Source organism: Novosphingobium sp. JCM 18896 (assembly GCF_025938095.1).
Taxonomy (GTDB): domain Bacteria; phylum Pseudomonadota; class Alphaproteobacteria; order Sphingomonadales; family Sphingomonadaceae; genus Novosphingobium.
Genome location: NZ_JAPCZF010000001.1, coordinates 1,160,033 through 1,184,146, shown reverse-complemented (window position 1 = coordinate 1,184,146; position 24,114 = coordinate 1,160,033). Strand labels below are relative to the sequence as shown.

The window sequence follows — 24,114 nt, the reverse complement described above, 5'->3', positions numbered from 1 at the left end:
GGTGTGCGAGTGACGGTGACGATGGGCAAGGGCAGGCTGCTGATCGGCGTCGCCGCAATCGTGCTTATGGTTCTCGCCTATGCCTGGATCGACGGCGGCCGCGAGCCGCTGCGCCCGATTTCGCAGTCCGTACCCGTGCCGGAGATCGTGAAGTGAAGCCGCTGCATCTCCTGCTTGGAACCGCTCTCGCGCTGACCTCGGGCTGGGCACTGGCGCAGAAGGCACCTGAATCGCTGCTGCCGCCGGGCTTCGACGAACCCGCGCCCAAGGCGCAGACCCCGCGGACAGAGCCCGCACGCACTCAGGCGCCGCGCCCGTCGATGAACACGGCGAGCGCGCCGGCAGCGGCGGCCAGTCAGGCCAGCACTTCGACCGCCGTCGTACAACCGATCCCCGTCGATACCGCACCGCGGGTCTCCTCGGCCGCCGTGGCTGCGGCATCGGTCAAGCTGCCCTCGCTCGAAGAGCTCGAGCGCATGACGCCCGAACAGCTCGAAGAAGCACTCGATCTTCGCCCCAAGTCCGACATTCCCGCGGCTGCGCGCCGGTCGATGGAGCAGGTCGGCCTGCTCGATCAGCGCGAAGGCGGCCTGTCGCCGACCTCGCTCGCCGGCCAGAATGCCTCGCTGGTCCGCGCCGCACTTGCCGGCAACAAGGGACGTCTGGTCTCGCGCTGGGGACATATCCTGCTGCGCCGCGCGCTGGCCTCGCGGCTCGACGCGCCGGCGCAGATGAATCCCGCCGATTTCGCCGCGTTGCGCGCCGCATTGCTCGTGCGGATGGGCGAGGGCGATGCCGCGCGCGCGCTGGTTCAGGATGTCGACACGGGCAACTATACCCCCGATCTCAGCCGCGCGGCCTTCGACGCCTATGTCGCGACGGCCGATTTCACCGGCTTTTGTCCCGTGCTGGCCTTGCAGGGCGCGGCGGGCGGCGACGCTCACTGGGAAATGGCCAAGGCGATCTGCACGGTGTTTCAGGGTGATGGCACGGCCGGTCTGAACCAGCTCGATCGCGAGCTGAACCGGGGCCAGCAACCGCGCATCGACGTTCTGCTCGCACAGAAATACGCGGGCGCCGCCGGGCGCGCGCGTCGTGCGGTGACGATCGAATGGGACAAGGTCGAGGACATGACGCCGTGGCGCTATGGCCTGGCCATCGCCGTCGGGCTGACGCCGCCCGCACCGCTGATGCGCGGCGCCGACGTGCGCTACGACTATGTCACCGCGACCGCGCCGATGGTCGGCCTGCCGGCGCGTGCGGCGGCGGCAGATCGCGCGGGTGCCGCGGGCATCCTGTCGAGCCAGGCAATGGTCGATCTCTACGGCCAGATTTATGCGGCCGACGACATCACCGGCGAATGGTCCGAGCGCGCTTCGCTGCTGCGTGACGCCTATGTCGCCGCCGAACCGAGCGCGCGACTCGGCGCGATGGAACAGCTGTGGAGCGGTACGGGCGATGCCGAGCAGCGCTATGCGCGCCAGGTATTGACCGCCTATGCCGCGGCGCGGCTGCCGGTGGGGCCCGACACGGCCGGCAAGGCCTCCGATCTCGTCGCCTCGATGCTCGCGGCCGGGCTCGACGCCAATGCCCTGCGCTGGTCGAACGAGGCCGAACTCGGCAGCGAGGCCTGGGCTCTGCTCGTCCTCGCTGCGCCCTCGCGTTCGCAGCCCGTCTCGTCGGGATCGATCGAGACCTTCCGCGACGGCGACGACAGCGAGAAGACGCGCAAGTCCGCATTCCTCGTCGCCGGTCTGGCCGGGCTCGGCCGGATCACGCCCGACGTCGCGAAGAATCTCGCCGAGGGCATGGAATTCGATCTCGCGCGCCAGACGCGCTGGAGCCGGCTGATCGATCAGGCGGCCGCAGTCGACAACGCGACCCTGGTGGCGCTGCTCGCCGGTGTCGGCATGCAGGGCGACAGCTGGGCGAAGATGACGCCGCTGCACCTCTTGCACATCGTTTCCGCGCTCAACCGCGTCGGCCTTGATGCCGAGGCGCGCATGATCGCCGCCGAGGCCGTCGCTCGGGCGTGACCGCGGGCGGCTCCGCGCGGCCCGTCGATGCGTTTCTCGCGATGCTCGCCGCCGAACGCGGCGCGGCTGCGAATACCCTGCTTGCCTATCGTCGCGATCTCGAGGCGGCGGAGGAAGCGCTAGGGGACCTCGTTCGCGCTGACGGCGCAGCGCTGGCGGGGCTGGGCAAGGACTGGGCCGATCTCGCGCCCGCCAGCCTGGCCCGCCGTTGCTCGGCGCTGCGCCAGTTCTACGGCTTCCTGATTGATGAAGGCCTGCGTGATGACGATCCGTCGCCCGCATTGCCGCGCCCCGCGACACGCCGGCCGTTACCGCGCCTGCTGTCGCACGGCGAGATCGAATCGCTGTTCGGTCGGGCCGAGGAAGAGGCCGCGTCCGATCGGCCCGAGGCGGTGCGGCTGCTCGTCCTGCTCGAACTGCTCTACGGCTCGGGTCTGCGCGCCAGCGAACTCGTTGCCCTGCCGCTGGCCTCGGTGCCGCGCGACGCGCCGTTCCTGACGGTCACGGGCAAAGGTGGGCAGCAGCGGATGGTGCCGGTAAGCGGCCGTGCCCGTGCGGCGTTGTCGCGCTGGCTGGTGCTGCGACCGGGCGGCGGGCGGCAGCTCTTTCCCTCGCGCGGTGCGCAAGGGCATCTCACACGCATCCGTCTGTTCCAGCTCTTGCGCGATCTGGCCACGCGTGCGGGAATCGATTCGGCCAAGATTTCGCCGCACGTCCTGCGTCATGCCTTCGCGACGCATCTGCTCGAGGGCGGGGCCGATCTTCGCGTGTTGCAGACCTTGTTGGGTCATGCCGACATCAGCACGACGCAGATCTACACGCATGTCGACAGTGCGCGTCTCGTTCAGCTGGTGAATGCGCGCCATCCGCTGGCACAGCGAGGCGGATAGCAGCGAATCGCGTGCAGGTTCGCTGCATGGCCGGACGGCGCGCATCGCTCAGGCATGCAAAAAGGACGGCAGGTCGCCCCGCCGTCCCCGTGAACTCGTATTCGAACGCGGCTTAGGCCGTGTTGCCCTTCTGGATGCCCACCGACGTCTTTCCGAAGGTAGTCTTGAGCTGGCTGCCGAGGCCCTGCATCGCCGAGATCGAAGCGACAGCGATCAGCGCGGCGATCAGGCCGTATTCGATGGCGGTCGCAGCCTTTTCGTTGCGAACCACCTTCTTGATGAAATTCATGAGGCTTCCCTGGTAAATCCCGATAAATCAAATACATAAGGGATTTTGCCTAACAAATGGCTAATCTCGCGATGCGGGGTTTCGCTTGGACAAGCAAAAAGGGGCGGCAAGTTGCCTTGCCGCCCCTTCGAATTTGCTTTGCAGCGCGGCTTAAGCCGAGTTGCCCTGCTGGATGCCAGCCGACGTCTTGCCGAACGTGGTCTTGAGCTGGCTGCCCAGGCCCTGCATGGCCGAGATCGCGGCGACGGCGATCAGAGCGGCGATCAGGCCGTATTCGATGGCGGTCGCACCCTTTTCGTTGCGGACCAGCTTCTTGATGAACTTCATGGAAAGTCTCCTGGCTTGCAGTCTTCGATTACCCCATCCGTGCGCGTAAGCTCCGGACTGTCACTGGGTAGTTTCAAACGATTGATAATTACTTAACTCGCCTTCATCGCGTCGACGCTTCGGGTAGAAACCTTGCCCCACACACCGCCGCTTTCGCCGGCCATGCCGCGAAGGGTGCCCATGATTGCCAAGACGATCAGGGCGGCAATCAGGCCATATTCGATCGCCGTCGCACCGCGCGTTTCCCCGAGCAATGTTCTCAGAAATGACAGCATGTCTCGGTTACCCCTGGCTTTTCGCCGATCCTTGCGGGTTGTCGCGGGGCAGGGTTAAGATTTGCTTTAGGAGGCGCTCGCTTTTGAAAAATTTTTCGACACCCGTGCTCGTCGTTGCGGTGGCTCTGGTCGATGGCGTGGGGCGAATCCTGCTGCAGCAGCGCCGACGCGGAAGCGAGCATGGCGGGCTCTGGGAATTTCCGGGCGGCAAGGTCGAGCCTGGAGAAAGCCCGCAGACTGCTGCCGTGCGCGAGATCGAGGAGGAACTCGGCCTAAGGCTCGACGTAGCGCGTCTCGAACCCGTCAGCTTCGCGAGCGACGTCGATGTCCCCGAACCGCCGCGCCGCCCCTATGTAATCCTTCTTTACACTTGCCACGCCTGGGAAGGCGAAGCCGAGTGCCGTGACGGGGAAGCGATCGCCTGGTTTCGGGGCGAGGAGATCGCCGGACTGCCCATGCCACCGCTCGATTATCCGCTTGCCGAGGCACTTCTGGAAAAAAACGAAAATAGCCGCTTGCCAACCCTGGAACTCCCCCCTAGTGGGGGCCTCCCAACGCGCCCGTAGCTCAGCTGGATAGAGCATCAGACTACGAATCTGAGGGTCGGACGTTCGAATCGTTCCGGGCGCGCCAAGAGTTTCCATGCCGTCCTTCGCCTCGTGCGGAGGGCGGCATTCTCTTATGGTCCGCGCGCCGGCTGTCGAGGCCGGGCTTCTGTTCGGAAGCCTCGAGGGTGCAAGCTAGATTGCAGCATAGGTTATCGCGACGCACGGTGAAATCGGCATGGTCGCCGCATCGTCCGGGTCGCTCCTGGAGTCGATCGCCGCCGAAGATTGCCGTCGGTTCTGCCGAGCGTCGGCGATCTTCGGCTAGATCGGTTGGGGGAGCCAGGCCGCGTTGCGTAGGAGCCTGCGCTGCGGAAAGCCGGCTTGTTTCCGCAACTCGTCGAGATTGAGCAGGTCGATGCGCTTGTGCTCGCGGTGGATCAGTCCCTGCTGCTCGAGGCGGCTGAAGGTGCGGCTGACGTGAACCGCGTGAAGGCCAAGGACGTCGGCGATCTGATCGAGCGTGAGCGGCAGTTCGAAGGACAGCGGCCAGTCGGGATCGAGCAGGCACAGACGATCGTATATATGCAGGAGGAACGCGGACAGGCGCTGGGCGCCACGGCGGCGCCCGACCGACATCAGACGTTCCATCAGGATGATGCGCTCTTCCTGGGCCAGTAGGAACATGATCATCGCCAGGCGGGGAAACTCGCGGAACAGGCGGGCGATCGCTTCGGGGACGATTCTGCTGATAGTCACGTCGGTCAGCGCGGTCAGCGTATCGGCCGCGGCGGTATAACCCATGCTTGGTGCGCCCATGAGGTCGCCCGGAAGGTGCACCTTGACGACCTGGCGGCTGCCGTCGTCGAACGAACCGCTGCTCACCACCCAGCCGCTGTGCAGCATGAACACGTCGGGTTGATCGCCCTCATGGCGGATCACCTTGTCGCGCGAATAGGTGACTACATCGGCACCGAGGTGCCCCAAGGCATTCAGTTCGGCCTCGGTCAGGTCGGCGAATGCAACAAAACGGTTTGGGGAAGGTGCGTGACGATGCGAAAAAGGTCTTACATTGGTCGTCACGGGGCCTCGCACGAATAACATGCGGATTTGGCCAGAAATTTTCGGCAGCGCTTTAATCTATGTTATGTGCGGCAAGAACACTTCGGCACCGTGGCTTTCTTGGTGCGGTTTTCAGCGTTCTCTATGGATCGGACCGCGCGGGAGCCAGAACCTGACTCCCGCGCGGGCTATATTGTCGGGGCCCGGTTCTTCGGGCGATCCGCATCAGGCCAGCTTGAGCCGCTTGTAGCTTTCATCGTTCGGATAGCGCCCGCCGGGTTCGATCATGATGCCGAGCATACCCTGCGACCAGTCGGCCGAATCGGAATAGTGGCGGAACCAGTCGGTCACGACGAGGCGCCTCATGATCCGCCATTCGTCGCCGCGCTTTTCAAAATTGTCGACATAGCGGCCGGCGCCGATCACGTCGTTCTTCTGGCCGTCGGGCGTATTGATGCGGTGGAAGCCGTAGAAGTACGATTCCACGTCGGCCTTGTCTCCGTTGATCGCCATCAGCACGTTCGAGATGAAGTGCTGCGCCTGGTCCATCGAGCCCATCACCGGGAACGCCCAGGCGATGAATTCCTCGGCATTGCCTTCGAAGCCCATGTGCTCGTCGACGCAGTCGGGCCAATAGGCGCTGCGCAGCATGTCGGCGTCGAGCCGATCGACCCCGCGCGAATAGCGATAGAGGCATTCCTTGATCGCCTCGCGATCGGCGAGCTCGTTGAGGATCTGGCTGGTCGGCGTGGTCATTCCGGTCTCTCCCGCGGGCTCGTGGCCATGTCCCGCGAGAATTCCCCGCCATGTGCCGGATGACAAGTGCCGACCCGTGCCCCATCTTGACTGTAGATGACGGGTGAGGCTGTGCCTGTCGGCCAATGGGATTCTCGATGGGCGGTAAGGAAGACGAGCAGGGATCGGCGAGTCCGTCGGTCTGGCGCTATGCGAAAGCCTCGCGTGCGCACGTCGTCATCGACGCGGCCGACTATTTCGAGCTGATCCAGGAAGCGATGCTCCAGGCGCAGCAGCGGATCTTCCTGATCGGTTGGGATTTCGATTCGCGCGTCCGGCTGGGGCCGGGGCGTCGCTGGTGGAACTTGCCACGGCGCGAGAGCTTTCCGGCGCGTGTCGGCGCCTTCATGGTCTGGTTGGCCAAGCGGCGTTCTAAGCTGCAGATCAAGCTGCTCGAGTGGAATTTCGGCGCGCTCAAGTTCCTTCTGCGCGGGACGATGATCATCGACGTCGTGCGGTTCTTTCTCAACCGCTCGATCGATCTCAAGCTCGATTCGGCGCATCCGATCGGCTGCAGCCATCATCAGAAGATCGCGGTGATCGACGATCGCTTCGCCGTCTGCGGCGGCATCGACGTGACCTCCGATCGCTGGGATACACGCGCGCATCTGCACGAGGATTTCCGCCGTCGCCGGCCGAACGGCAGGCTCTACGGTCCCTGGCACGACATCACGATGATGCTCGAGGGTGAGGTCGCGGGCGCGCTCGGCGAACTCGGCCGCGAACGCTGGCAAATCGCCGGCGGTGGTGAGATGCAGCCATGCGAACCGCAGGATGAAAGCCCCTGGCCGGCCGGTCTGGCCGCCGAATTCACCGATGTCGAAGTGGGCATCGCGCGCACCCGCGCGGCCTACAGCGGCTGCCCGGAAGTGCGCGAGATCGAGGAACTGTTCGTCGAGCAGATCGGCCGGGCCAAACGCTTCATCTACGCTGAAAGCCAGTACTTCGCCTCACGTCGGATCGCCGAAGCGATCGCGCAGCGCGTCGCCGAGCCCGATCCGCCGGAGATCGTCCTGATCAACCCGGCCACTGCGCACGGCTGGCTCGAACAGCAAGCGATGGACACCGCCCGCGTGCGCCTGCTCCACGCGATCGGCGAGAAGGACCACCAGCGTCGCTTTCGCGTCTTCGTGCCGCTGACCTCGGGGGATGCGCAAATCTACGTCCATGCCAAGCTGCTGATCGTCGACGACGAGATCGTTCGCGTCGGTTCGGCCAACATGAACAACCGTTCGATGGGCCTCGACAGCGAATGCGACGTGTTCATCGACGCGGCGCGGCCGGGCAACGGTCATATCGGCCCGACGATCAAGGCCCTGCGCTACTCTTTGCTGGCCGAGCATTGCGGCGTGACCGTCGACGACCTCACCACCGCGATAGAACGGCACGGCTCGATGACGGCGGCGATCGAATCGCTCCCGCGCGAAGGCAAGCGTCTGGAACCCTTTGCCTTGCGTCCGCTTACGGAAGCTGAAAAGACGATCGCCGACAGCGCTCTGCTCGATCCCGAGCGACCCGAAGAAATGTTCGAACCGGTCGGCGAGAAGCGCGGATTGTTCCGGCGGGGCGGTTTCCTGCGGCGCCCGCGGTAAGAGATTGAGTGCGGTAAGGTTAGGAAAGACGATCGATGAGCAAGCACGATGATCACCACCATCACGACGGCGACGACGGTCCGCTGAGCAAGCTGCCCGTGCCCGATGACGTGCAGGAGGCGATCCGCACCCTGATCCGCTGGTCGGGCGACGATCCGACGCGCGAAGGCCTGATCGACACGCCGTCGCGCGTGGCGCGCGCCTGGAAGGAATATTGCCAGGGCTATGCCGAGGATCCCGGCGTGCACCTGGCCAAGGTGTTCCACGAGGTCGGCGGCTACGAGGAGATCGTGCTGCTCAAGGACATTCCGTTCCAGTCGCACTGCGAGCACCACATGGCGCCGATCATCGGCAAGGCCTCGATCGCCTATCTGCCGCGCAGCCACGTCGTCGGCATCTCGAAGCTCGCGCGCGTGCTGCATGGCTTCGCGCAGCGGCTGCAGATCCAGGAACGCCTGACCGCCGAGGTGGCGCAGTGCATCTGGGATCACCTCAAGCCGCAGGGCGTGGCCGTGGTGATCGAGGCGCAGCACGGCTGCATGACCGGGCGCGGCGTGCGCACGCCGGGCGTGGCGATGATCACCAGCCGCCTGATGGGCGTGTTCCTCGAGGACCAGTCGAGCCGCAAGGAAGTGTTGAGCCTGATGGGCTACTGATCCGCGCGCGGGGGAGGCGGCATCTTGAACGAAGCGGGGCAGGGCGCGATCGAGCCGGCGCGCGGCGTGGTCGCGGCCTGGCTGCTCGCCATCGCCCCCGCGGCGATGCTGGCCGTGCTGCTGCTGAACCCGGTCTGGGACGTCGACATCTTCTGGCAGCTCAAGCTGGGCGAACTGATCCTGGCGAGGGGCGGGCCTGTGATGCAGGAGCCGTTCTCGGCCACGCACTTCGGCCAGCCCATGCCGACCTTCGCCTGGTTGGGGCAGGCGGTGATGGCGCAGGTTCGGCTGACGACCGGGTGGACCGGGCTGCGAATCTTCGACGCGCTGTGCTGGCTGGGCGGGTTTCTGCTCGTTGCCGCGGCCTGTCGCCGGCGAAGCGGTTCCGCTGGCGCGGTGCTGCTCGCGCTGGCGATCGCCTTTTTTGCCGTACTGCCTCTGGCGAGCATTCGCCCGCAGAGTTTTGCCGTCCTGTGCTTCGGTGCCTTGCTGGCCTCGCTGCGGACCGGGTTCAAGCCCTGGGGCATGACCGTTCTGGCCGTGCCGCTGTTCCTGGTGTGGCAGAACCTCCATCCCTCGGTCAGCATTGCCGCCGTCACCTTGGCGACCGTCGCTGCGATTGGCTGGTGGCGTTGCCTGAGGAGCGGGGAGGCGGCGCCCTGGGAGCTGACGGTTCTGGCGTTGCTAGCCGGCCTCGCCATGTTCGCGACACCCGATGGCTGGCATATCCTGGGCGCTTCCGCAGCCAATGCAGCGGCCAGCGCGGCGATGAACGTCAACGAATGGCTGCCGCTATGGCATCCGATGAACCGCTTCGGGGCTGTTCACCTGCTGCTGATCGCGGTGATGGCGACCTGGATCGTGCTGCGCAATCCGCAGCGCACCGAGGCAGGCGAACTGGCGGTCGCGATCGTCTTTTTCGGCATGACGCTGTTCGCCTCGCGCTTCGCGCTGTTCTGGGCGGTGACCCTGATTCCGGTGATCGCGCGTGCCGTGCCGCCGCCCGCGGCCGAGCGGCGGACGCCGGCCTGGCTGTCACCGCTGGCGCTGATCGCGGTAGCCGCCATCGTGCCTATCCTGCGCCCCACGCATTTCGACGAAAAGATCCCACTCGCCGCGATCGAGAAACTGCGCACTAGCCGTGTCAAAGGGACGATCTTCGCCCACTTTCCCTGGGGCGGCCCGGCGATCGACGTCGGCTCGCCTGAATGGCGTGTGGCCTATGACGGACGCTACTATCGCTACACCCCGGAAGAGTGGGCGCGCTATCGTGCGATCGGGGACGGGGCCGTGGGGCTGGACGAGGTCGAACGGCTCTATCGTCCGGCGGGTTTCGTGCTCAGTCCGGAGTGGAATGGCAGGTTGATCACCGAACTGCGCGCGCAGCCGCAGCGCTGGCGTTTGCTGTCTGCCGATCGCGTCGCCGTGGTCTTCCAACGCAAATCGGGCGCGACACCCTAAGGTATCGCGCCCGACCGTGTTGCTTGGAGCGAAAGGCTCAGAGCTGCTCGAGCAGGTGCTCGGCCGAGCTGACCTTGAATTCGCCGGCAGCTTCGACGTTGACCTGCTCGACGACGCCGTCGTTGACGAGCAGCGAGAAGCGCTGGCCGCGGTGGCCGAGCCCGCCGCCGGTCAGGTCGAGCGGCAGACCGAGCGCGTTCGCGAATTCGCCGTTGCCGTCAGCCAGCATGGTGACGTCCGACGAACCGTCGGCGCGGTTCCAGGCGCCCATCACGAAGGCGTCGTTGACCGCGGTGCAGACGATCTCGTCCACGCCCTTGGCCTTGAGCTCGCCGGCCTTCTCGACGTAGCCCGGCAGGTGCTTGGCCGAGCAGGTCGGCGTGAACGCACCGGGGACCGAGAACAGCGCGACGCGCTTGCCCTTGAAATAGTCGCCGGTCTGCACGTCTTCGGGGCCGTTCTCGCCGGCCTTCTTGAGCTTCACGTCGGGCAGCTTGTCGCCAACGGCAATGGTCATCGCATCATCCTTCCTAATGGGAATCGGTCAAAGGGAATGGGTCGCGGGAGATATAGGCCAAGCCTGCGGTGCGACAACGGCGGGAGATGCTTTATTTCTTCTTAACCGCCGAAATTGAACCGGTGCTAACGACGCTAGGCGCATTGGAATTCTCGCGGGGACGCTGCTCCGCGGGGAGACTACCGATGACGCGCTATTCCACGGCGGCTCGTGCTGCCGATACCAACACGCTGGGCTCTTCGCTGCTCGGCTCTTCGATGCTCGGGCTCGCGGCCCTGACGCTCGGCATCGCCGCTACGACGCCGGCCCATGCCGCCGGTTCGATGAGCGGCGCCGAGAAGCTGCGCCGCCTCGACATCATGCTCATGGTGACCGGCCTCCGCTGCCGCACCACTTCTGACAATTTCACGGCTGAGTACGGACGCTTCACCACGAACCAGCTGTCCGATCTCAACGCCGCCAACGCCGAGCTCAAGAACGAGATGGCACGTCGCTATGGGGCCGCCGGCGCCCAGCGCGCGCTCGACCGCCTGAGCACCACCATGGCCAACGGTTACGGGCAGGGGCACCCGTGGCTGGGCTGTAGCGAACTTAAGTCGGTGGCGCGCAATCTCGCCACCGTGCGCGGTCGCGCGACCCTGGAGGAGGCGGCCGACCAGCTGCTGTCCGACTACGGTTCGATGACGACGCGTCTGGCCTGGGCTCGGCGTTAAGCGACAGCGTTCTGTCGGTGTCTCCCCAACCTCTGCGGGGAACGATGGGCGGCTCCCGAAAAGGGGCCGCCCATTTTGCGTTTCGGTGCCGGACCGCCACCTGTGTGAACTGCCTGCGGATCATATAAAGCAATCTTTATATTTGCCACCTAGGGCTGGCCTGGGCTAAGGGCGGGGCAATCGTGCACCGCCCGTCCTTGCATCCGGCAGGGCCGGATCGCGGGTTCAAGCAGCAGGAGTTTCCCACCGTGGCTAGCGTCGCAGAAGTCCAGAACGACTACGTCATCGCCGACATCGGCCTCGCCGATTTCGGCCGCGCCGAGATCAAGATCGCCGAGACCGAGATGCCCGGCCTGATGGCGCTGCGCCAGGAGTTCGGCGCGTCGCAGCCGCTCAAGGGCGCGCGCATCACCGGTTCGCTGCACATGACGATCCAGACCGCCGTGCTGATCGAGACGCTGGTGGCGCTCGGCGCCGACGTGCGCTGGGCCACCTGCAACATCTTCTCGACCCAGGACCACGCCGCCGCCGCGATCGCCGCCGCGGGCATTCCGGTCTTCGCCGTCAAGGGCGAGAGCCTGGCCGACTACTGGGACTACGTCGGTTCGATCTTCGACTGGGGTGATACGACCGCCAACATCATCCTCGACGACGGCGGCGACGCCACGATGTTCGCGCTCTGGGGCGCGCGCGTCGAAGCCGGCGAGAAGCTGTTCGAGCCGAGCAACGCCGAAGAGATCGAATTCGTCCGCGCGCTCAACGCCTTCCTCAAGGCCAAGCCGGGCTACCTGACCGAGACGGTCAAGGCGCTCAAGGGCGTGTCGGAAGAGACCACCACGGGCGTGCACCGCCTCTACCAGATCGCCAAGGAGGGCAAGCTCCCGTTCCCGGCGATCAACGTCAACGACAGCGTCACCAAGTCGAAGTTCGACAACCTCTACGGCTGCAAGGAATCGCTGGTCGACGCGATCCGCCGTGCCACCGACGTGATGCTGGCGGGCAAGGTCGCCTGCGTCGCCGGCTTCGGCGACGTCGGCAAGGGTTCGGCCGCTTCGCTCCGCAACGGCGGCGCGCGCGTGCTGGTTACCGAGATCGATCCGATCTGCGCGCTGCAGGCGGCGATGGAGGGCTATGAAGTCGTGACGATGGAAGAGGCGACTTCGCGCGCCGACATCTTCGTCACCGCCACGGGCAACGAGCACGTCATCACCGCCGAGCACATGAAGGCGATGAAGCCGATGAGCATCGTCTGCAACATCGGCCACTTCGACAGCGAGATCCAGATCGCCGCGCTCGACAACTACAAGTGGACCGAGGTCAAGCCGGGCACCGACCTCGTCGAGTTCCCGGACGGCAAGCAGATCATCATCCTCGCCAAGGGCCGCCTGGTGAACCTGGGCTGCGCCACCGGCCACCCGAGCTTCGTCATGTCGTCGTCGTTCACCAACCAGGTGCTGGCGCAGATCGAGCTCTTCACCAAGGGTGAGAACTACAAGAACGAAGTCTATGTTCTGCCGAAGCATCTCGACGAGAAGGTCGCTGCGCTTCACCTCGACAAGCTGGGTGTGAAGCTGACCAAGCTGACCCAGAAGCAGGCGGACTACATCGGCGTGACCACCGAAGGTCCGTTCAAGCCCGAGCACTACCGCTACTGATCGAAACGTCGTGCCGGGCTTCGCACGAAGCTCGGCGCTATACGATCGCGAGCCGCCGATCTCACCTTCCGGGTGAGGTCGGCGTTTGCGTTTATGCCCACGGCATCTGCGGAGCTGGCGAAGAGTGGTTGGCATCCCCTTGTAATCCTATCCGCCGCCTCATACCCAAGACGCGATGATCCTCAGCCAGACCGTGCTCGTCCTCTTGGGAATGCTGCTGGCAGCCTGGACGCTCGCCGCGGGCTGGGCGATCGTCATGGCGCGGGTGCGCCAGCAGCGTGCCGAGGCCGGCCAGCGTTCGATGCGCCGGCTTGCACGCATGATCGACGAATCGCCGGCCTTGCCGCTGCTCGTCCGCGCCGACGGCCGGATCGAGGCGCCGCAGCGCCTGGCCAACTGGCTGGGGCTCGACACGGTCCCGCAATTCCTCACCGAGCTCGACACCGGCGACAAGGGCCTGACCGCCGAACAGCTCGCCGAGCTGACCGCCGAGGTCCGCCGCACCCAGAAGACCGCTGCGCCGTTCCGTATGGTGGCCACGCCGCGCGGATCGCGCCGGTCGCTGGCTTTGCGCGGACACCTGGCCGATCCGCACGTCTCGCCCGGCGGCGCGGCGCTGGTCTGGGTCTTCGACTTTTCCGACAGCGAGAGCGAGCTGGTCAAGCTGCGTGCCGAAGCCGCGCGTGCGCGCGGAGACTTCAGCGCGTTGGTCTCGCTGATCGAGGCCGCGCCGATGCCGATGTGGTTCCGCGGCCACGACGGTCGCCTGCGGCTGGTCAATTCGGCCTATGTTGCCGCCGTCGCGGGCAAGAGCGCCGAGAGCGTCGTCGAGAAGGGCACCGAACTGGTCGAGGCGGTCGACGGCCTCACCGCTGCGCAGGTCGCGCTCCAGGCCGCGCAGCAGAAGCTGCCGATCGAGCGCATGGTCCACGCGACGATCGACGGTGAGCGCCGCGCGCTGCGAGTCAGCGACCTGCCGCTGATCGACGACGGCATTGCCGGCTATGCGATCGACGTCGAGGACCTCGAGGAACTGGGCCGCCAGTTCAAGGCTTTCCGCGATGCGCAGCGCTCGATGCTCGACCAGCTCTCCGCCGGCGTCGCGCAGTTCGACGCCAAGCGCCAGCTGACCTTCGCCAACCAGCCGTTTCAGCGGCTGTTCGCGCTGACCCCGGCGCACGTGCTCAATCCGCCGCCGTTCGAACGGCTGCTCGACATCGCGCGCGATGCCGGTCGCGTGCCCGAGGCGCGCGACTATCAGGCCTGGCGCCGTGAGAAGGCCGATTGGTTCGCGGCGAACGAGGCGCAGGAAGAGGCCTGGCCGCTGGGCGACGGTACCCACGTACGCATCGTCGCGCAGCCGATGCCCGATGGCGGGCTCGTGCTCGTCGCCGAGGATCGCACCGAACAGCTGCGCCTCTCGGCCGTGCGCGACACCCTGCTGCGCACGCGCACCGCGACTTTCGACAGCCTGTTCGAATCGATCGCGGTCTTCGCACCCGATGGCCGCATGCAGCTGTGGAACCGCCGCTTCGCCGCCGACTGGGGGCTCGACAGCGATTTCCTCGACACGCATCCGCACATCGAGGACCTGCTCAAGCGCATCGCCGCGCGGCTGATGCGGCCGCCGCAGGCCAAGGGCGTCGGCAACGTCGTGCGCGCCGCCACGCTCGATCGCAAGCAGACCGGCGGCCGGGTCCACTTGGCCGACGGCCGCACGCTCGAATTCGCTGGTGTGCCGCTGCCCGACGGCAACGGCCTGCTGACCGTGCTCGACATCACCGACTCGCAAAAGGCCGAGGAGGCCCTGCGCGAACGTAACGCCGCGCTGGTCGAGGCCGATGCGGTCAAGACGCGCTTCCTGGCCAACATGAGCTACGAATTCCGTACGCCGCTGACCTCGATCGGCGGCTTTGCCGAACTGCTCCAGGCGGGGCTCGGTGGCGGGCTGTCCGATACCGGCCAGGAATACGTCACCGCGATTCTCGCCTCGGTCGAACGCCTCGGCGAGCAGATCGAGTCGGTGCTCGACCTGTCGCAGAGCGAGGCCGGCATCCTGCCGCTCGCGCGCGAGGAGATCGACCTGATGCCCTTCGTAACGCGGCTGGTCGAGGAGCGTGAACCGCGTATCCGTCGCGCCGAACTGTCGCTCGACCTGCGCGGCAACAAGGCCACGGCCGGCCGTATTTCGGGCGATCCGCGCCGGCTCGGGCGCGCCTTGGGGCACCTGATCGACAACGCCATCCAGGCCACGCCCGGCGGCGGGCGCATCCTCGTCGAACTGTCGCGGCACAAGGTCAAAGGCCAGGACTGGGCGCGGATCGTCATTTCCGACAACGGCCCCGGCATGGACGCGGCGATGCTGGCGCGCGCGCTGGGCGGGCTCAAGGTCAGCGCCGATGGCAAGGCGGTCGAGCGCCGTCAGGGCCTGGGCCTGCCGCTCGCGCGGCAGCTCGTCGAGGCACATGGCGGCACGCTCGAACTGCTGTCCGAGCCGGGCCAGGGGACCGCGGCGATCGTCGAGCTGCCGTGAGGATCGAACTGCCCGATCTGGAAGCGATGGAGCGGTTCGGCCGCGCCATTGCGGCGAAGCTGCAAGCGGGCGACGTGGTCGCACTTTCGGGCGGGCTCGGCGCGGGCAAGACGACTTTGGCGCGCGCAGTCATTGCCGCGCTGGGCCACCAGGGCGAAATCCCTTCGCCGAGCTTCGCGATCGTCGAGCTCTACGAGCCACCGGCCGTCCGCTTGCCGCTGGTCCACGCCGACTTCTACCGCCTGTCGCACCCGGCCGAGGCCGAGGAGATCGGTCTCGACGATTATCGCCAGGGCGCTGCGCTGCTCGCCGAATGGCCCGAGCACGCCGGCGGTTTCGCGCATGAGCCGGGCTGCCTCGCGATTGCGTTGGAAGCTGTGGGCTCCGGGCGGATTGCGATTGTGGAGGCGGGGGCGGATTGGCTAGGGCGGCTGCCATGTCCATGACGCTGCCCGAAGGCCTCGACCATTTCCTCGACACCGCCGGTTGGGGGGGCAGCGACGTCGAGCCGCTGGCCGGCGACGCCTCGTTCCGCCGTTATTTCCGCATTCGCCGCGGCGACAAGACCGCGATGCTGATGGACGCGCCGCCACCGCACGAGGACCCTGGGCCGTTCCTGCGTGCCGCCAAGTGGCTCGACGCCAATGGCATGCGCGCGCCGCGGATCCTCGCCGAGGATGCAGGCCGCGGGCTCGTGCTGCTCGAGGACTTCGGCCTCGCGCGGATGCGCGACTATCTCGACCAGTGGCCCGACGACGAGCGCGAGATCTATCGCGCCGCGGTCGATGCGCTGGTCGACCTGCACCGCCTGCCGTCGGGGCCTTTCCTCGACTACGGCATCCCCGAATACCAGCGCGAGGCGAAGCTGTTCGTCGACTGGTACTGCCCCGCGCAGAATCTCTACGTCGACGGCAACGGCTATGCCGAGGCCTGGGAACAGGTGCTCAAACCGCTGGCGCTGCGCCAGCGCCCGGGCGTGACCGTGCTGCGCGACTATCACGCTGAAAACATCATGCTGCTGGGCGAACTGCACAAGCAGGGGCTGCTCGACTTCCAGGACGCGCTGATCGGCCACCGAGCCTACGATCTCGTCTCGCTGCTCCAGGACGCGCGCCGCGACGTCTCGCCCGAGCTCGAGGCCGAGATGTTCGACCATTACGTCCAGAAGACCGGGGTGCCGCTGGAAGACTTCTTTGCCGACTACGCTCGGCTGGGCGCACAGCGGAATGCCAAGATCGTCGGCATCTTCGTCCGTTTGTGGAAGCGCGACGGCAAGCCGCGCTACCTCGACCTGATCCCGCGAGTCTGGGCGCTGCTCGAACGCGATCTCGCACATCCGGCGCTGGCGCCCGTCGCCGCCTGGTTCGATGCGAACGTCCCGGCCGAACTCCGCGAAGCCGGCGGCGGGAGCTACCAGCTGTGAGCGAACTCGCGAGCGATACGGCGATGGTCATGGCCGCGGGCCTCGGCAAGCGCATGCGGCCGCTGACCGCGAGCCAGCCCAAGCCGCTGGTGCGCGTCAACGGCAAGGCGCTGATCGACTACAGCCTCGACGGGCTCGCCAATGCCGGCGTCGCCAGGGCCGTGGTCAACGTCCACTATCTGGCCGATGCGCTCGAAGCCCATCTCAAGGCGCGCAAGCGGGGGCCGGAGATCACGATTTCCGACGAGCGGGACCTGCTGCTCGAGACCGGCGGCGGCATGGTCAAGGCGGCACCGTTGCTGCCCGATCCGTTCTTCTGCCTCAACAGCGACAACATCTGGCTCGACGGTCCGCGCAACGCCTTTCGCGAGCTGTCCGATCGGTGGGACGCAGACAAGATGGACGCGCTGCTGCTCGTTGTGCCGCATGCGCGCGCGGCGAACTACGAGGGCAAGGGCGATTTCCATCTCGATCCCCTGGGCCGGATCAGCCGCCGCCGGACGGGGCGGATCGCGCCTTTCATCTACACCGGCATCCAGATCGTTTCGCACCGCCTGTTGCGCGAGGCACCCGAGGGCGCCTTCTCGACCAACGTCCTGTGGGAACGCGCAATTGCCGAGGAACGGCTCTATGGTCTGTCGCATACGGGCCTGTGGTGCGAGGTCGGCGAACCCGGAGCGATCGCGCCGACCGAGGCGCTCTTGACGCGTGCCTGAGGGCCCGCGGATCTACTCGATCGCCGCGCACCGCGGTTTTGCCGATGCGCTCGTCGCGGGGCTGATCCCGCGCTATTCCGACGGCGAACTCGGTCTCGCTCGACTGACCCTGCTGCTGCCGAGCCAGCGCGCGGTGCGGACGGTGACCGAGGCTTTCATCCGACTGTCGGGAGCGGGCATGCTGCTGCCGCGGATGGCGGCGGTGGGTGATCTCGATCTCGACGAGACCTTGGGCGCGTTGCTCGATCCGCTGGGGGCTGGTGCCGAGGTGCCGCGCGCGGTGGATCCGACCTACCGCTGGCTGCGGCTCGCGCATTATCTGCGCGCGGTCGAGGGCGATCAGGCAGGACAGGGTGCGGCGCTGCTGCGGCGGGCTTTCGAGCTCGGGCGGACGATGGACCGGCTGCTCGTCGAGGGGATCGCGCCGATCGACCTACTGTCCGAGGAAGTCGTTGGAATCGTGGGTGATCTCGCTCGGCACTGGCAGGATTCGACGCGCAGTTTCCTGATGGTCCAGGCGCATTGGAACGCCGAGCTGGCCGAGCGCGAGATGGTCGACGCACCGACGCGGCGCAACGCCTTGTTCGATCATGCGGCGCGGCGTTGGTGTGAAAATCCGCCGGAAAATCCGATCGTGGCCGCTGGCGTGACCTCGGCCTCACCGGCGCTCGCGCGGCTGCTGCGCGTGGTTTCGGAGCTCCCGAAAGGCGCCGTGGTCCTGCCCGATCTCGATCTCGCGCTCGACGAGGATGTCTGGGACGCGCTCGGCAGTGCCGGCAAGGCGCCCGAACTTGACGGCTCTCCTTTCGGCCGCAATGACGCCGCAACCCATCCGCAATACCATCTCAAGCTGCTGCTCAACCGCATGGGCGTGGCGCGCGAGGAGGTGCAGCCCTGGCACCGCGCTGGCCTGAGCGCATCGCCGCCCGAACGCAGCCTGGCGATCTCCAACCTGTTCCTGCCGCCCTCGGCCTCGGCACGCTGGGTCGACCTGCCCGCCGACCAGCGCCGCCTGTCCGGCGTGCGCCTGATGGAGACTGCGCATCCGGGCGAGGAAGCGCAGGCGATCGCCGTGCTGATCCGCGAAGCTTTGGAGCAACCCGAGCGCCGGGTGGCCTTGATCACCCCCGACCGCGGCCTTGCTGGCCGCGTCGTCGCGCAGCTCGATCGCTGGGGAATAGAGGCCGACGATACCGCCGGTCAGCCGCTGGCCCAGACCCCGGCGGGCCGCTTGCTGCTGCTGCTGGCCGAACTCGTTGCCGAACAGGCCGCGCCGGTGCCGCTGCTGGCTTTGCTGACCCACCCGCTGGTCGCTGCGGAGGGAGATCGCGCCGCCTGGCTCGAAGCCGCGCGGCATCTCGATCTCGCGCTGCGCGGACCGCGCCAGGCGGCGGGACTCGCGCCGATCGCTGCGGCGGCCGCGAAGGGGAGGGTGGCCGAATGGTGGAGTGGGGTCGAGGCCATGCTGTCGCCGCTGTTCCTGCCGATCGACGAAGCGCCGCTCGCGGGCCTGCTCGAAGCGCTGGCCGAAGTCGCCGAGGCGCTTTGCGGCACGGCGCTTTGGGGCAAGCCCGATGGGCGCGCCCTGTCGTCCTTCGTCGAGGATCTGCGCGAGGCGGCGCGGGGCGCGGGGACCATGCTCGATCCGCGCGAGCTTCATGCGGTGCTGCGCGACGCGATGGACCGCCAGGCGGTGCGCCCGCCTTGGGGCGGCCACCCGCGCGTCTCGGTCTACGGCCTGATCGAAGCGCGAATGAGCCGCGCCGACCTGGTGATCTGCGGCGGGCTGACCGAGGGCGTCTGGCCGGCGTCGCCGTCGCCCGACGCGCTGCTGCCGCCGGCCGTGCTGCGCGCGCTCGGCGTGCCCGGCGCGGACTTCCGCATCGGCCTGTCGGCGCACGATCTCGCGGCGGCGCTCGGCGCGCCCGAGGTCGTCTTGTCCTGGGCGCAGCGCGACGAGGGCGCACCCGTGATCCCCTCGCGCTTCGTGCTGAGGGTCAGGGCCATGCTCGGCGACCTTCTCGGCATGCACGAGGAGAAGCGCGCGGTCGAGCTGGCGCGCGCGATCGACGACGCCGCGCCGGCGCCGCGCTATCCCCAGCCGCAGCCGATGCCCAGCGCCGAGCAGCGCAAGGTCGATATCGCCGTGACCGGTCTCGATCGTCTGCGTGGTGACCCCTACCAGTTCTATGCGAGCTCGATCCTGCGGCTGTCCTCGCTCGATCCGCTCGACGCCGAGCCTTCGGCCGCCTGGAAAGGCACCGCGGTCCACGCGATCCTCGAACGCTGGCACAAGGAAGGCGGCGACCTGCTGGCGATCGCCGACGAGGAACTCGACGAGATGAGCGCGCACCCGCTGATGCGTACCTTGTGGCGGCCGCGCCTGGTCGCGGCGCTGGGCTGGATCGGCGAGGAGATCGCGCGGCTGCAGGCCGAGGGGCGCACGGTGCTGGCCAGCGAGCGCAAGGGCGACATGCTGGTCAAGGGCGTGCGCGTCCACGGCCGCGCCGATCGCATCGACAAGCTGCCCGACGGCAGGCTCGCCGTGGTCGACTACAAGACCGGCCAGCCGCCTTCGCGGTCGATGGTGCAGGAGGGTTTTGCGCTCCAGCTCGGGCTGATCGGCATGATCGCCGAGCAGGGCGGCTTCGAAGGCGTTTCGGGCGCTGCCGGGCGCTTCGAATACTGGTCGCTGTCGCGCGATCTCAAGCAGCGCGGCGAGATCGCCTTCGGCTATCGCGAGGAGCCGATCCTCGAAGGCAGCCGCCGTACGGGCATTCCGCGCGAGGAGTTCATTTCGGAGACCACGCGCTATCTGGTCGAGGCGATCGACAAGTGGATCCTGGGCAGCGAACCCTTCACCGCGCGGCTCAATCCCGACATCGGCGGGTATAACGACTACGACCAGCTCATGCGGCTCGACGAATGGCTGGGCCAGCTTGGCGGGGAGGGCGATGATGCAGAATGAGCTAGCCCGGGTCCTCCCCTGCTGGGGGAGGTGGCAGCGCGAAGCGCTGACGGAGGGGGCGCGGTCGAGCGCCATCTCTTCTTGTACCGCGCCCCCTCCACCACCCGCTGCGCGGGCGGTCCCCCTCCCCCAGAGGGGGAGGATCTGGGAATGAGCGGCCCCGCCAAGGTCCACCCGCTTCACGGCAACCAGATGCACGCCGTCGCGCCCGAGGAGACCGTCTGGCTCTCGGCTTCGGCGGGGACGGGCAAGACGCAGGTGCTGTCGTCGCGCGTGCTGCGGCTGCTGCTCCAGCCTGGGGTCGAGCCTTCGCAGATCCTCTGCCTGACCTTCACCAAGGCCGGCGCCACCGAGATGGCCGCGCGCATCAACGGCACTTTGGCCGAATGGGTGCGTCTGCCTGAGGTCGCGCTGTTCCAGCGGCTCGAAGCGATCGGCGCACCGTCGGGACCCGAAACCCAGGCCCGCGCCCGCACGCTGTTCGCGGCGGTGCTCGATTGCCCCGGCGGCGGGCTGCGCATCGATACCATCCACGCCTTCGCGCAGTGGCTGCTCGGCGCTTTCCCGCATGAGGCCGGGCTGGTGCCCGGCACGCGGCCGATGGAGGATCGCGACCGCATTCTGCTCGCGCGGCAGGTGCTCGCAGAACTGCTGACCGAGGCCGAGCGCGGTGATCCGCAGATGCTCGATGCCGTCGCCGACCTGTCGCTGCGCATGGGCCCCGAGGACGTCGAGGCCTATCTGCTGCGCTGCGCCGAGGCGCGCGAGGCCTGGTTCGGCACGGGCGCCTGGCAGGAGCCGATGCGGCCGCGGATCAACCAGTTGCTCGGGCTGCCCGCCGATGCCGATGAGGCCTTCCTCGCCGCGATCTGCGCCGACGATGCCTTCGACGTGCGCGCGCTGCGTCGCTGTCTCGACGTCAACCGCGAGTGGAAGGCCAAGACCGGGCAGGAGAACGCCGCGAAGATCGAGGCCTGGCTGGCGGGATCGCCCGAACAGCGCGCGGCCTCGCTCGATGCGCTGCATGGCGTGTTCTTCACCAAGGAGGGCAAGCTCCGTTCGACCACCTCGCTCGACAAGCTCGATCCGGGCTACGCGGGCTATGTCGCCGACGTCGGCGAATGCATCGTTGCCGCGCGCGGCATGGCGAGTCTGCTGGCGCTGGCCGATCGACTGGTGCCGGCACTGCGGCTCGGCCGCGCCTTCGCGCTGGCCTGGGATGACGCCAAGAAGCGCGAGGGGCTGATCGACTTCGACGATCAGATCCGCCAGGCGGCGGCGCTGCTCGCGACCTCGGACCTGGCCGAGTGGATCCGCTATAAGCTCGATCGCCGCTTCGATCACATCCTCGTCGACGAGGCGCAGGACACCAATTCGGCGCAGTGGCAGATCATCGATGCGCTGACCGGCGATTTCTTTGCCGGGCTCGGCCAGCACGACGACAAGCTGCGCACCCTGTTCGTCGTCGGCGACTACAAGCAGGCGATCTTCCGCTTCCAGGGCACCAGTCCCGAGAACTTCGAGGCGGCGCACCAGCGGGTGAAGGACGCGATGCGCGGCGCGGTCGAGGCGGCACAGGACATGCGCCTAGCCGAGCACGAACGGCCGCGGCCCCTGCGCGAATATGGCCTCGACCGTTCGTTCCGCACTGCGCAGCCGGTGCTCGATTTCGTCGATGCTGCGCTCGAAGGCATCGGGCACGAAGAGATCGGCCTGCGCGAGGCGCCCGAGCAGCACGTCGGCGAGGCGCGGCCTGGCTACGTCGCGCTATGGCGGCCGGTCGGTCTCGTGACCGAGGACGATCCGTTCGCGCCCGAGGAAGAGGAGCCGGCCGAGGAAAACTGGTTCTCGCGTGCCGATCGCAAGCTGGCCGAGCAGATCGCCCAGCAGGTCCGGCACTGGATGCATCATGGCTTTCCGCTGGTGAAGGGTGGCGCCCGCCGCGCGGGGCCGGGCGACGTCATGGTCCTGGTCCGCCGCCGCCGCGAACTGGCCGGGCTGATCGTCGCGCGGCTCCATGCCGCGGGCGTGCCCGTTGCCGGTGTCGATCGCCTGCGTCTCGGCGCGCCGCTGGCCGTGCGCGATCTGGTCGCGGCGCTGCGCTTCGCCGCGCAGCCGTTCGACGATCTCAACCTGGCCTCGCTGCTGGTCTCACCCTTGCTCGGCTGGAGCCAGGACGACCTGCTCGCACACGCTTACCGCGACAAGGGCGTCCGGCTGTGGTCGCATCTGCGCGCGATCGGCCATCCGGTGGTCGACAGGCTGGTCGAACTGCTGCGCCTCGCCGATTACGATCCGCCGCAGGCGCTGCTGCAATGGCTGCTCGTCGGGCCCTGGCAGGGACGGCGCAAGCTCGTCGCGCGCCTGGGGCGCGAGGCCAACGATCCGATCGACGAACTGCTCAACGCCGCCTCGGCCTATGCCGCGAGCTCGACGCCGAGCCTGGTCGGCTTCCTCGCCTGGTTCGATGCGGGCGAGGGCGAGCTCAAGCGCGAGGCGAGCGGTGCGGGTGATCTCGTGCGGGTCATGACCGTGCACGGATCGAAGGGGCTGCAGGCGCCGATCGTGATCCTGGCCGATGCCGTGGGCAATCCCGCTAATCCGCGTGGCAGCCGCATCGACCTGCCCGACCTGTTCGCGCCCGAGCGCAAGATCCCGTTGCCGGGCCTGCGCAAGGAGGACCGCGTCGGGCGGATCGCCGAGCATCACGCGGCGATCGAGCGCGAGGAGATGCAGGAGCACTGGCGGCTGCTCTATGTCGCGATGACGCGCGCTGAGGAGGCGCTGTTCATCGGCGGTGCGCTGAGCGCGCGCGAGAAGGAGCCGTCCGAGAATTCCTGGTACGCCAAGCTGGCGCTGCTGTTCGGACCCGATGACTGGGTCGCCGATCCGCTGTGGTCGGCGCGGCTCGAATGGGGCGCGCTCGGCGATCTGCCGCCGGCAGCGCCCGACGCCCGCTCGGTGCGTCTGCCTTTGCCCGAGCCGCTGCCTGCCTGGCTCCAGCGAGGTCCCCCGGCCGAGCCGCGCCCGCCCAAGCCGCTGGCACCGTCCGCGCTGGGCGAGGACCTTTCGCCCGATCCACCCTATCCGGTGGGCGCGGGCAGCGCGGCGGCGCGGCGCGGCGTGGTGATCCACAAGCTGCTCGAACGCTTGCCCGAAGTGGCCGAGGACCAGCGCGCCGCGGCCGGTGCACGCTGGCTGGCGCGCAATGCCGGCGAGCTCGACGCGGCGCAGCAGGCCGATCTGCTCGCGGCGGCGCTCGGCGTCTTGAATCATCCCGAATGGCGCGATCTGTTCGTGCCTTCGGGCCTCGCCGAAGTGCCGATCGCGGCCGTGGTCGGCGGGCAGGTGGTTTCGGGCAAGATCGACCGTCTGCTGATCGAGCCGACGCGCGTGCGCCTGGTCGATTTCAAGACCGCGCGGCGGCCGCCGGCCGACCTCTCCGATGTGCCCGTGGCGACCCTGCGGCAGATGGCGGCCTATGCCGCGGCGCTCGAAGCCGCCTATCCGGGGCGCAAGGTCGAGGCGGCGGTGCTCTATACCGCGGCGCCGCGGCTGATCGCGCTGCCGTCCGAGGTGCTCGCGGACCACAAGCGCGACTTGCTCGCTGCGGAGTAATCCTATCCGCACGTGCCGTTGCCAAGAGGCGCGGCATCCCTAG

Annotated in this window: 21 protein-coding genes and 1 tRNA gene; 16 read left to right on the top strand and 6 right to left on the bottom strand. The window is 67.6% G+C overall.

What is annotated here, in order from left to right:
* Nucleotides 1-9 precede the first annotated feature (9 nt).
* From OLX23_RS05720 to OLX23_RS05710, 3 genes are read left to right on the top strand one after another with little or no spacing between them, the layout of a single operon-like run.
* The gene (locus OLX23_RS05720; protein WP_264443646.1) at nt 10-156 is read left to right on the top strand and encodes a hypothetical protein; all 147 of its coding nucleotides are present in this window, start codon (nt 10-12) and stop codon (nt 154-156) included.
* A complete protein-coding gene (locus OLX23_RS05715) occupies nt 153-2,036 on the top strand; it encodes a hypothetical protein (protein WP_264443645.1) in 1,884 nt (627 codons plus the stop codon). The genes OLX23_RS05720 and OLX23_RS05715 overlap by 4 nt, the downstream gene beginning before the upstream one ends.
* Nucleotides 2,033-2,926 carry a tyrosine recombinase gene (locus OLX23_RS05710; protein WP_264443644.1) on the top strand — a complete coding sequence of 298 codons (894 nt, stop codon included), beginning with the start codon at nt 2,033-2,035 and terminating at the stop codon, nt 2,924-2,926. The genes OLX23_RS05715 and OLX23_RS05710 overlap by 4 nt, the downstream gene beginning before the upstream one ends.
* A gap of 112 nt (nt 2,927-3,038) precedes the next feature.
* Here the strand turns inward: OLX23_RS05710 and OLX23_RS05705 are convergent, their stop codons facing one another.
* The 3 genes from OLX23_RS05705 to OLX23_RS05695 all read right to left on the bottom strand — a co-directional run bounded on the left by OLX23_RS05705 (nt 3,039) and on the right by OLX23_RS05695 (nt 3,817).
* Nucleotides 3,039-3,215, bottom strand: a complete 177-nt coding sequence (locus OLX23_RS05705; RefSeq protein WP_264443643.1) for a Flp family type IVb pilin — start codon at nt 3,213-3,215, stop codon at nt 3,039-3,041.
* A gap of 150 nt (nt 3,216-3,365) precedes the next feature.
* The gene (locus OLX23_RS05700; protein ID WP_264443642.1) at nt 3,366-3,542 is read right to left on the bottom strand and encodes a Flp family type IVb pilin; all 177 of its coding nucleotides are present in this window, start codon (nt 3,540-3,542) and stop codon (nt 3,366-3,368) included.
* Nucleotides 3,543-3,634: 92 nt separating this feature from the next.
* On the bottom strand, nt 3,635-3,817 hold the full coding sequence (locus tag OLX23_RS05695; RefSeq protein WP_264443641.1) for a Flp family type IVb pilin: 183 nt from the start codon (nt 3,815-3,817) through the stop codon (nt 3,635-3,637).
* Between the two features lie 104 nt (nt 3,818-3,921).
* On the opposite strand from OLX23_RS05695, the gene OLX23_RS05690 reads away from it, so the two are divergent.
* A complete protein-coding gene (locus OLX23_RS05690; RefSeq protein WP_319641297.1) occupies nt 3,922-4,383 on the top strand; it encodes a (deoxy)nucleoside triphosphate pyrophosphohydrolase in 462 nt (153 codons plus the stop codon).
* Nucleotides 4,374-4,450: transfer RNA gene (locus OLX23_RS05685), tRNA-Arg, on the top strand. Before OLX23_RS05690 ends, OLX23_RS05685 begins: the two co-directional genes overlap by 10 nt.
* Nucleotides 4,451-4,686: 236 nt before the next feature.
* On the opposite strand, the gene OLX23_RS05680 is transcribed toward OLX23_RS05685, so the two are convergent.
* A complete protein-coding gene (locus tag OLX23_RS05680) occupies nt 4,687-5,445 on the bottom strand; it encodes a Crp/Fnr family transcriptional regulator (RefSeq protein ID WP_264443639.1) in 759 nt (252 codons plus the stop codon).
* A gap of 204 nt (nt 5,446-5,649) precedes the next feature.
* Nucleotides 5,650-6,180 carry a nuclear transport factor 2 family protein gene (locus OLX23_RS05675; RefSeq protein WP_264443637.1) on the bottom strand — a complete coding sequence of 177 codons (531 nt, stop codon included), beginning with the start codon at nt 6,178-6,180 and terminating at the stop codon, nt 5,650-5,652.
* A 137-nt stretch (nt 6,181-6,317) separates the two neighbouring features.
* Here OLX23_RS05675 and OLX23_RS05670 point away from each other — a divergent pair, with 137 nt between their 5' ends.
* The 3 genes from OLX23_RS05670 to OLX23_RS05660 all read left to right on the top strand — a co-directional run bounded on the left by OLX23_RS05670 (nt 6,318) and on the right by OLX23_RS05660 (nt 9,928).
* Nucleotides 6,318-7,811 carry a phospholipase D-like domain-containing protein gene (locus OLX23_RS05670; protein ID WP_264443636.1) on the top strand — a complete coding sequence of 498 codons (1,494 nt, stop codon included), beginning with the start codon at nt 6,318-6,320 and terminating at the stop codon, nt 7,809-7,811.
* Nucleotides 7,812-7,846: 35 nt separating this feature from the next.
* Nucleotides 7,847-8,467: a GTP cyclohydrolase I FolE gene (folE, locus tag OLX23_RS05665; RefSeq protein WP_264443635.1), complete on the top strand. Its 621-nt coding sequence runs from the start codon at nt 7,847-7,849 to the stop codon at nt 8,465-8,467.
* Between the two features lie 66 nt (nt 8,468-8,533).
* Nucleotides 8,534-9,928: a hypothetical protein gene (locus OLX23_RS05660; RefSeq protein WP_264443634.1), complete on the top strand. Its 1,395-nt coding sequence runs from the start codon at nt 8,534-8,536 to the stop codon at nt 9,926-9,928.
* 37 nt (nt 9,929-9,965) lie between these two features.
* Here the strand turns inward: OLX23_RS05660 and OLX23_RS05655 are convergent, their stop codons facing one another.
* Nucleotides 9,966-10,445: a peroxiredoxin gene (locus OLX23_RS05655; RefSeq protein WP_264443633.1), complete on the bottom strand. Its 480-nt coding sequence runs from the start codon at nt 10,443-10,445 to the stop codon at nt 9,966-9,968.
* A 185-nt stretch (nt 10,446-10,630) separates the two neighbouring features.
* Between OLX23_RS05655 and OLX23_RS05650 the strand changes: the two genes are divergently transcribed.
* From OLX23_RS05650 to addA, 8 genes are all read left to right on the top strand, one after another.
* Entirely contained in the window at nt 10,631-11,158 is a 528-nt protein-coding gene (locus tag OLX23_RS05650) for an S-adenosyl-L-homocysteine hydrolase (protein WP_264443631.1), read from the top strand.
* A 248-nt stretch (nt 11,159-11,406) separates the two neighbouring features.
* Nucleotides 11,407-12,813 carry an adenosylhomocysteinase gene (gene ahcY, locus OLX23_RS05645; RefSeq protein WP_264443630.1) on the top strand — a complete coding sequence of 469 codons (1,407 nt, stop codon included), beginning with the start codon at nt 11,407-11,409 and terminating at the stop codon, nt 12,811-12,813.
* Nucleotides 12,814-12,988: 175 nt separating this feature from the next.
* Nucleotides 12,989-15,346, top strand: coding sequence for a sensor histidine kinase (locus tag OLX23_RS05640; RefSeq protein WP_264443629.1), 2,358 nt, complete (start codon nt 12,989-12,991; stop codon nt 15,344-15,346).
* Complete coding sequence (gene tsaE / locus OLX23_RS05635; protein ID WP_264443627.1) at nt 15,343-15,792, top strand: tRNA (adenosine(37)-N6)-threonylcarbamoyltransferase complex ATPase subunit type 1 TsaE; 450 nt, start codon at nt 15,343-15,345, stop codon at nt 15,790-15,792. Before OLX23_RS05640 ends, tsaE begins: the two co-directional genes overlap by 4 nt.
* Complete coding sequence (locus OLX23_RS05630) at nt 15,783-16,769, top strand: aminoglycoside phosphotransferase family protein (RefSeq protein ID WP_264443626.1); 987 nt, start codon at nt 15,783-15,785, stop codon at nt 16,767-16,769. The genes tsaE and OLX23_RS05630 overlap by 10 nt, the downstream gene beginning before the upstream one ends.
* Nucleotides 16,766-17,485: a nucleotidyltransferase family protein gene (locus OLX23_RS05625; protein WP_264443625.1), complete on the top strand. Its 720-nt coding sequence runs from the start codon at nt 16,766-16,768 to the stop codon at nt 17,483-17,485. Before OLX23_RS05630 ends, OLX23_RS05625 begins: the two co-directional genes overlap by 4 nt.
* The gene (locus tag OLX23_RS05620; protein WP_264443624.1) at nt 17,478-20,453 is read left to right on the top strand and encodes a PD-(D/E)XK nuclease family protein; all 2,976 of its coding nucleotides are present in this window, start codon (nt 17,478-17,480) and stop codon (nt 20,451-20,453) included. The genes OLX23_RS05625 and OLX23_RS05620 overlap by 8 nt, the downstream gene beginning before the upstream one ends.
* Nucleotides 20,454-20,603: 150 nt before the next feature.
* On the top strand, nt 20,604-24,071 hold the full coding sequence (gene addA, locus OLX23_RS05615; RefSeq protein ID WP_264443623.1) for a double-strand break repair helicase AddA: 3,468 nt from the start codon (nt 20,604-20,606) through the stop codon (nt 24,069-24,071).
* Nucleotides 24,072-24,114: the final 43 nt, after the last annotated feature.